The organism is Aeromonas sobria, assembly GCF_000820145.1.
In the GTDB taxonomy this organism is placed as follows: Bacteria; Pseudomonadota; Gammaproteobacteria; order Enterobacterales; family Aeromonadaceae; genus Aeromonas; species Aeromonas sobria.
The window spans coordinates 44,787-52,861 of record NZ_CDBW01000019.1; the positions used below are offsets into that span (position 1 = coordinate 44,787).

General features: G+C 60.8%; 6 protein-coding genes. 4 read left to right on the plus strand and 2 right to left on the minus strand.

What is annotated here, in order from left to right; all coding sequences use genetic code 11:
• Nucleotides 1–202: 202 nt before the first annotated feature.
• The 3 genes from prmA (at nt 203) to BN1135_RS10745 (ending at nt 2,881) form a co-directional block, all read left to right on the plus strand.
• Nucleotides 203–1,081: a 50S ribosomal protein L11 methyltransferase gene (prmA, locus tag BN1135_RS10735; protein WP_042020960.1), complete on the plus strand. Its 879-nt coding sequence runs from the start codon at nt 203–205 to the stop codon at nt 1,079–1,081.
• A gap of 201 nt (nt 1,082–1,282) precedes the next feature.
• Entirely contained in the window at nt 1,283–2,260 is a 978-nt protein-coding gene (locus tag BN1135_RS10740) for a D-2-hydroxyacid dehydrogenase family protein (RefSeq protein ID WP_042020962.1), read from the plus strand.
• Between the two features lie 66 nt (nt 2,261–2,326).
• Entirely contained in the window at nt 2,327–2,881 is a 555-nt protein-coding gene (locus BN1135_RS10745; protein WP_042020963.1) for a sugar O-acetyltransferase, read from the plus strand.
• Nucleotides 2,882–3,264: 383 nt separating this feature from the next.
• On the opposite strand, the gene BN1135_RS10750 is transcribed toward BN1135_RS10745, so the two are convergent.
• A complete protein-coding gene (locus tag BN1135_RS10750; protein ID WP_042020965.1) occupies nt 3,265–3,813 on the minus strand; it encodes an NAD(P)H nitroreductase in 549 nt (182 codons plus the stop codon).
• Between the two features lie 129 nt (nt 3,814–3,942).
• On the minus strand, nt 3,943–5,970 hold the full coding sequence (locus tag BN1135_RS10755) for an NADPH-dependent 2,4-dienoyl-CoA reductase (protein WP_042020967.1): 2,028 nt from the start codon (nt 5,968–5,970) through the stop codon (nt 3,943–3,945).
• Nucleotides 5,971–6,178: 208 nt separating this feature from the next.
• On the opposite strand from BN1135_RS10755, the gene sppA reads away from it, so the two are divergent.
• Nucleotides 6,179–8,023: a signal peptide peptidase SppA gene (sppA, locus tag BN1135_RS10760; protein WP_042020969.1), complete on the plus strand. Its 1,845-nt coding sequence runs from the start codon at nt 6,179–6,181 to the stop codon at nt 8,021–8,023.
• Nucleotides 8,024–8,075: the final 52 nt, after the last annotated feature.

The following is an 8,075-nucleotide window of genomic DNA, read 5'->3' on the forward strand; positions in this document are numbered from 1 at the left end:
ACCCGGGGGTGGCAGTGAAAGATGACGGAACTTGAGCAAAGCATTCAGCGAAAACCGGTCGCCTTCGCCTCCATAGAGCAATACAGGAACCGTGCCAATCCGACAAAATCCCTCATATAACCCCACGCCATGGGCAAACCACGACAGCACTGCCCCATGATGGTAGAATCTCGCGGTTTCACATTTATGAAGAGTCGACGCCATGCCCTGGATACAAATTCGAATCAACGCCACTGCCAAGACCGCAGACAAGGTGAGCAACATGCTGCTGGGGCGTGGAGCCCAGGCGGTGACCTTTATGGATGCCCAGGATGTCCCTGTCTATGAGCCGCTGCCCGGTGAAACGCCGCTCTGGGGTGAGACTGAAGTAATGGGCCTGTTCGATGCCGAAACTGATCCGGCTCCCACCATCGCCTTCTTCCAGCAAATCTTCGGTGAAGACGTCGGCTATAAGGTCGAGCAGCTGGAAGACAAAGACTGGGTGCGCGAGTGGATGGATCACTTCCACCCGATGCAGTTTGGCGAGCGCCTGTGGATCTGCCCGAGCTGGCGCGATGTGCCGAACCCTGATGCGGTCAACGTCATGCTGGATCCGGGTCTGGCCTTCGGTACCGGTACCCACCCCACCACAGCCCTCTGCCTGCAGTGGCTGGACGGGCTGGATCTGACCGGTAAAACCGTGGTCGACTTTGGCTGTGGCTCCGGCATTCTCGGTATCGCCGCCCTGAAACTGGGTGCCGCCCGGGTCATCGGCATCGACATCGACCCGCAAGCCATCCAGGCCAGCCGCGACAACGCCGAGCGTAACGGTGTTGCGGGCCAGATCGAACTCTACCTGCCTGCCGACCAGCCGCAAGACGTCGAAGCGGACGTCGTCGTCGCCAACATTCTGGCCGGCCCGCTGCGCGAACTGGCACCACTCATTGCTGGTCACGGCAAACCGGGCAGCCTGATGGCCCTCTCCGGCGTACTGGAGAGCCAGGCGCCGGAGCTGGAAACCATCTATGGCCAGTGGTTCGACATGGACCCGACCGCCGTCAAGGAGGAGTGGTGCCGCCTCTCCGGCCGCAAGCACGGCTAAGCGCGGTCAGCATTGACGCCAGCCTCATGCCATCAGGGCTCCCGTTTGGGGGCCCTGACTATTTTGGCCTGCCGGGCCCTTCCCCGTCCGTGGACATGGGCTTGATCGCCCTCCCTTCGAACTGTGTTCATTTGAAAACAACAGGCCCCTTTATTCCGGTAAGATAGCGGTCCGAGCCAACGCAACCGAGAGGGACTTCTTATGCGGATTGCCATTCTGGATGACTATCAGGATCAGGTGCGTCACCTCCCCTGCTTTGCCCTGTTGGCGGGCCATGACGTCACCATCCTCAACCAGAGCGAACCCGATCCCGCGCGCCTCGCCGCCATGCTGGAAGGGATAGAAGCACTGGTGCTGATCCGCGAGCGTACCCCCATCGACGAACAACTGCTGATGCGGCTTCCCACCCTGAAACTCATCAGCCAGACCGGCAAAGTCAGCCAGCATATCGACCCGGCACTGTGCCAGCGGTACGGCGTTGCCGTAGCAGAAGGGATCGGCAGCCCCATTGCCCCCGCCGAGCTCTGCTGGGCGCTCATCATGGCTGCCTCCCGTCATATTCCTGCTTACAGCCAAGCGTTGAGCCAAGGCCAATGGCAGCAATCAGGCCCCCTCGGCTTGGGGCGCACGCTGCATGGGCTGACACTCGGCATCTGGGGCTACGGCAAGATAGGCCAGTGGATCGCCCGCTATGGCAAGGCATTTGGCATGTCGGTACTGATATGGGGCAGTGACGCTTCGCGCAGGCAGGCCGAACTGGATGGCTATGCCAGCGCCTCCAGCAAGGAGGTGTTCTTCAGTCAGGCCGATATCCTCACGCTGCATCTGCGCCTGAGCGAGGCAACCCGCGGCTGTGTGACACGCGCAGATCTGACCCGCATGAAGAGTGACTCTCTGCTGGTCAATACCAGCCGGGCCGAGCTTATCGAGCCGGGAGCCCTCTATGCAGAGCTAAGCACCCATCCTGGGAAACGGGCCGCGCTCGATGTATTTGACACCGAACCGGCAACGCCACAAAGCGAGCCCCTGCTGCGCCTGCCCAACGTATTGGCGACGCCCCATCTGGGCTATGTGGAGCAAAACAGCTACGAACTCTACTTTCGCGTGGCGTTCGAGAATGTGCTGGCCTTTGCCGAAGGCAGACCTGCCAATCTGGTTCTGCCCGTATCGGGTGGATGATCACGTTACTCCTTCCGCATTGGCGCCAATATCCAATCCCTTGGCCGATAAAGGAAAGGAACCTCCATGACTGAATACCAGAAGATGATCAGCAGCCAGCCTTACAACTGCATGGCACCCGAGTTGGCCCAGTTGCGCCGGGAGGCAGCACGGCGCTATCGCCGTTTCAATCAGGCGGAAGAGGAAGCAGAGCAACGGGCACTGCTGGCGGATCTGGTTGGCGAGCTGGCAGAGAATGCCTTTATCTGCCCGCCCCTCTACTGCACCTATGGTCGCCACATCCAGCTTGGCAAGGACTCCTACATCAATATGGGGGCGACCCTGCTGGACAATGCCCCTATCCGCATCGGCGCCCACGTGATGATTGGGCCAAACGTGCAGATCTATACCGCAGCCCATGCACTGGAGGCCGATGAACGGATTCTGGGAGCGGAGACGGCGCTGCCGGTCACCATTGAAGAGAAGGTCTGGATTGGCGGCGGCGCCATCTTGCTGCCCGGAGTCACCATAGGGCGGGAGGCGATCGTCGGAGCCGGTGCTGTCGTTACCAGAGATGTACCGCCCGGGGTCAGAGTAGCGGGCAATCCGGCCCGGATCCTGCCCGCCAAAAACAGGGCATAAGGTGCCCAACCGGGTTGCATGCCAATACCGCCATCAGGCCATCTGCTGCCCTGACACCCCATAAAAAAATAAAGCCCAATGTCACGAAGACGTTGGGCTGTTAAAAGGTGCTACGGAATTGCGACTCTCATCGCAGAAAAATTAGAAGGGATACCCTTCTAAACTGGCGAGGGAGATATTAACGAATGCGCAAACGTTTTACGTAGTGAAATACAACAGGATTGCGAGGTACATCGCACTATTTAAATAATTACCTGCTACGGCGCGCGAAGCCCGTTTGACCCATTTATTTTCCCCAACCACTCTGGTTACTATTCAGGGTTAAACAGCAAAGCCCCGATTTCTCGAGGCTTTGCTTTTCTCAACCAAACGTGACCGACGAGTCAGAAACGGCGGACAAACTCATCGAGCGGCAGTTCGCGCAGTTTGCGTGCTTCCAGCATGGGGGTGCCGAGGTAGAGGAAGCCCACCAGCTGATCCTCTGCCGCTAATCCCAACCCCTTGTTGATCTGCTCATCGAAGATAAACCAGCCGGAGCGCCAGATGCCGTTGAAACCCTGCGCCTGCGCCGCCATCTGCATCGCCATCAGGGCGCAACCGGCAGAGAGCTCCTGCTCCAGCTTCGGCACCTTGGGGTGATCCTGATAACGGGTGGCGACGGCCACCAGCAAGGGCGCGCGCAGCGGTGCCTCCTGGCACTTCTTGACGCTATCTTCATCCTCGCCACGGGCGCGAGCTGCCTCGGCCAGCAGGTTACCCAACCGCTCGCGGCCCTCCCCTTCAAACAGAATGAACTGCCAGGGAGTCAGGGTACCGTGATCCGGCGCGCGCAGACCCGCCTTGAGGATATTGTCGAGCACCTCACCGCTCGGGGCGGGATCGGCGAGACGGCCACAGGAGTGGCGGTTGAGCAACAGGGTGAGGGCATCCATGGGCAATTCCTTCTCTGGGGCAATGATGGCGCTACCTTAGCACAGCACCGAATGAAGAAAACCCCTGAGGCTCAGGGGTTTATCGCACAATAAAGGGCAAGAGGGGTGAGGACAAGAGAGCACAGCTGGCTAGATGACCGCAGCCAGCTCGGCCCCTTGCCGGATGGCGCGCTTGGCATCCAGCTCGGCTGCCACGTCGGCACCACCTATGATATGCACCGGCTTGCCCGCCGCCTGCAATCCAGCCTGTAGCTCCTTGAGAGGCTCCTGCCCGGCGCAGATGATCACCTGATCCACAGGCAGACACTGTTTGGTCTCGCCCACCTGAATGTGCAAGCCCTCGTCATCGATCCCCAGATATTGCACCCCGGAGAGCATCTGCACCTTGCGGTTCTTGAGCACGGTACGGTGGATCCAGCCGGTGGTCTTGCCAAGACCGTCACCCACCTTGCTCTCCTTGCGCTGCAACAGCCAGACCTGGCGCTCGGGAGCGTCGATCTCGGGGGCGATCAGGCCGCCACGCTGGTCGAGTTGCTTGTCGATGCCCCACTCCTTGAGCCAGTGATCACGGTGCCCATCGGCATCCATCTCCACCTTTTTCTCAACCAGGTATTCGGCCACATCGAAACCGATGCCACCGGCGCCGATCACCGCCACCTTCTGGCCAACCGGTTTGTGATCCCGCAATACATCGAGGTAGTTCATCACCTTGGGATGCTCAATCCCCGGAATATTTGGAGAGCGCGGGCGGATGCCGGTGGCGAGGATCACCTCGTCAAAACCGCCGCCGAGCAGGCTCTCGGCACTCTGGCGCTGGCCAAGGTAAAGCTCGACACCGCACTTCTCCAGCCGTTTGGCGAAATAGCGCAGGGTTTCGTGAAACTCCTCCTTGCCCGGGATCTGCTTGGCGAAGTTGAACTGGCCGCCAATCTCGCTCGCCTGATCGAACAGGCTCACCTGATGGCCGCGCTCGGCGGCGTAGCAGGCAAACGCCAGCCCGGCCGGGCCCGCTCCCACCACCGCCAGCTTCTTGGGCTGGGGCACGCGACCGAACGTCAGCTCGGTCTCGAAACAGGCGCGGGGATTGACCAGACAGGAGGCGCGCTTCTGCTTGAACACATGGTCGAGGCAGGCCTGATTGCAGGCGATGCAGGTGTTGATCTCGTCCGCCCGATTTTCGGCCGCCTTGATGACAAACTCCGGGTCAGCCAGGAAGGGGCGCGCCATGGAGACCATGTCAGCCCCGCCGCCCGCCAGAATGCGCTCGGCCACCTCCGGAGTGTTGATCCGGTTAGTAGTGATAAGCGGCACCTTGAGGTGCTTTTTCAGCTCGGCGGTCACCCAACTGAAGGCACCGCGCGGCACGCTGGTGGCGATGGTGGGAATGCGCGCCTCGTGCCAGCCGATGCCGGTGTTGATCAAGGTCACCCCCACCGCTTCCAGCGCTTTGCCAAGGGCGATAACCTCTTCCAGGGTAGAGCCCTGTTCCACCAGATCCAGCATAGAGAGGCGGAAGATGATGATGAAGTCGGTGCCGACCCGCTCGCGGATGGCGCGCACTATCTCCACCGGGAAGCGCATGCGGTTTTCGTTGCTGCCGCCCCAGCCATCGGTGCGCTTGTTGGTGCGCTCACAGATGAACTGGTTGATGAGATAGCCTTCCGAGCCCATCACCTCGACGCCGTCATACCCGGCCGCCTTGGCCAGCGCTGCGGTAGCAGCGAAGTCGCGGATGGTGCCGCGGATCTGCCGCTCACTCATGGCGCGCGGCTTGAACGGGGAGATGGGGGCCTTGAGGGCGCTCGGTGCCAGGCTGAACGGATGGTAGGCATAACGACCGGCATGGAGGATCTGCAGCGCTATCTTGCCCCCCTCCTGATGCACGGCGCTGGTCACCTTCTTGTGCTTGCTCACCTGCCAGGGAAAGCTCAGCTGCGAGCCGTGAGGCACCAGCCGCCCGCGCAGGTTGGGGGCAATGCCGCCGGTGACGATCAGGCCAACGCCACCGCGGGCCCGCTCGGCATAAAAGGCGGCCAGCTTGTCAAAACCGCCCTTCTCCTCTTCGAGACCGGTGTGCATGGAGCCCATCAACACCCGGTTGCGCAGCTGGGTAAAACCGAGGTCAAGGGGGGTCAGCAAAGTAGGGTAAAGACTCACGAGGCCTCCAGTTAATTTTTTGTTATCAAACTGAAGCTAGAGTAAAGAATCGAAAATCCTTTTTCAAACAAATGTTTGGACAATTTTTCAGCGAACAGCCGTGCCCTGAACGAAGATAGCCGGGATCCGCCAGTCGGAAATGGCAATTTCGCCCGCAACTGGTTAATAATGACCCTTCTCTACCCATTAACAGGGCGATAACGCGACTATGTCTATTTTCAAAGGTCTGGGTTGGTTGTTCCGCAGCCTGTGGCGCCTGCTCAATTTCACCCGGCTGATGCTGGTCAATCTGCTGTTTCTCATCGTAGTGCTGGTCATCGTCTTCAGCGTCAGCCAGAAAGAGGCCCCAGAGGCCCCCATCGAAGGGGCGCTGACCCTCAATCTCAACGGCGTACTGGTGGAGCAACGCTCCCAGACCGATCCCACCGTACAACTGCTGCGCCAGATGGACAGCAGCGACGAGCAGCCGAGCGAGATCGTCCTCTCCGACCTGCTGTGGGCCATCAAGAGTGCCAAGGATGACGAGCGCATCAAGGCGCTGGTGATCAAGCCACAAGGGCTGCAGGGAGCCAACTTCACCAAACTGCAGGAGGTGGCGAGCGCCATCGACTCCTTCCGGGAGAGCGGCAAACCGGTGATCGCCATGGCCGACTTCTACACTCAGGGCCAGTACCTGCTGGCGGCCCACGCCGATCACGTGCTGCTCAACCAGAGCGGCGCCGTGGTGATCGAGGGGCTTGGGGTCTACCAGACCTACTTCAAGTCGGCGCTGGAGAAGCTCAATATCACCCCGCACGTGTTCAAGGTCGGCACCTACAAATCCTTCGTCGAACCCTATACCCGCGACGAGATGTCCCCCGAGAGCAAAGAAGCGAACCAGCGCTGGCTGGATCAGCTGTGGCAATCCTATGTGGCCGATGTCGCCGAGCAGCGGGAGATCGAACCCGATGCGGTCGCGCCGGGTAAGGAGCGCTTCCTCGAGCTGCTGCGCAAGGCCGGTGGCAATGCCGCCAACTACGCCCTCGACAACGGTCTGGTGGATCAGCTGGCCACCCGCGACGAGATGACCCAGGCGGTCATTAAAGAGGTGGGTGAAGCGGATGACCACGGCTGGAAAGGGGTCGGCCTGAAAGAGTATCTGGCCGCAGTGCCCGAACAGTATCCCCAGAGTGGCAAGGATGAGGTGGGTCTGGTGGTCGCCAGCGGCGCCATCATGGATGGCGTCCAGCCTGCCGGTACCATCGGCGGTGATAGCCTCTCCGACCTGCTGGCCGATGCCCGCCGCGATGACAAGGTCAAAGCCGTGGTCCTGCGGGTCGACAGCCCGGGCGGCAGCGCCTTCGCCGCCGAGCAGATCCGCGCCGAGCTGCTGGCCCTGAAACAGGCTGGCAAGCCGGTAGTGGTCTCCATGGGCAGCTATGCCGCCTCCGGTGGCTACTGGATCTCCGCCGATGCGGACAAGATCTTCGCCTCCCCCACCACCCTCACCGGCTCCATCGGGGTGTTCGGCATGTTCGCCACCATCGACAAGGCGTTGGCCCAGTTCGGCGTGTATACCGACGGGGTCGGCACCACAGATTACGTCGGCGTCGGCCCGACCCGCGCCCTGCCGGATCACGTCGGTCAGGCTATCCAGCTGAGCGTGGAAGATACCTACCAGCGCTTCATCGGTCTGGTCGGCAAGGGCCGCGGCCTGAGCCCGCAAGAGGCCGAGAAAGCGGCCGAAGGTCGGGTCTGGACCGGTGAAGATGCCAAGAACCTCGGTCTGGTGGACGAGTTCGGCAATCTGGATGACGCCATCAAGGCAGCAGCCGAACTGGCCAACCTCAAAGAGTGGCAGGTGACCCCCATCGAGCAGGAGGAGTCCACCAGAGACAGGTTCCTGCGTCAGCTGTTCGACAGCAGTGCCAGCGTGCTGGCTCCACAGTTGCAAAGCTGGCTGCCTGCCGGGCTTGGCAAGGCTCTGCTGGAGATGAATCGCAGCCTGGATCCGCTGACCCGCTTCAACGACCCGCAAGGCACTTACGCTTTCTGCCCAGTCTGTGTGCAGTAACCCTGTCCTGATAAAGCGCTGAATCGAGCCAAAAAAAAGGCTCTGTCCCAAT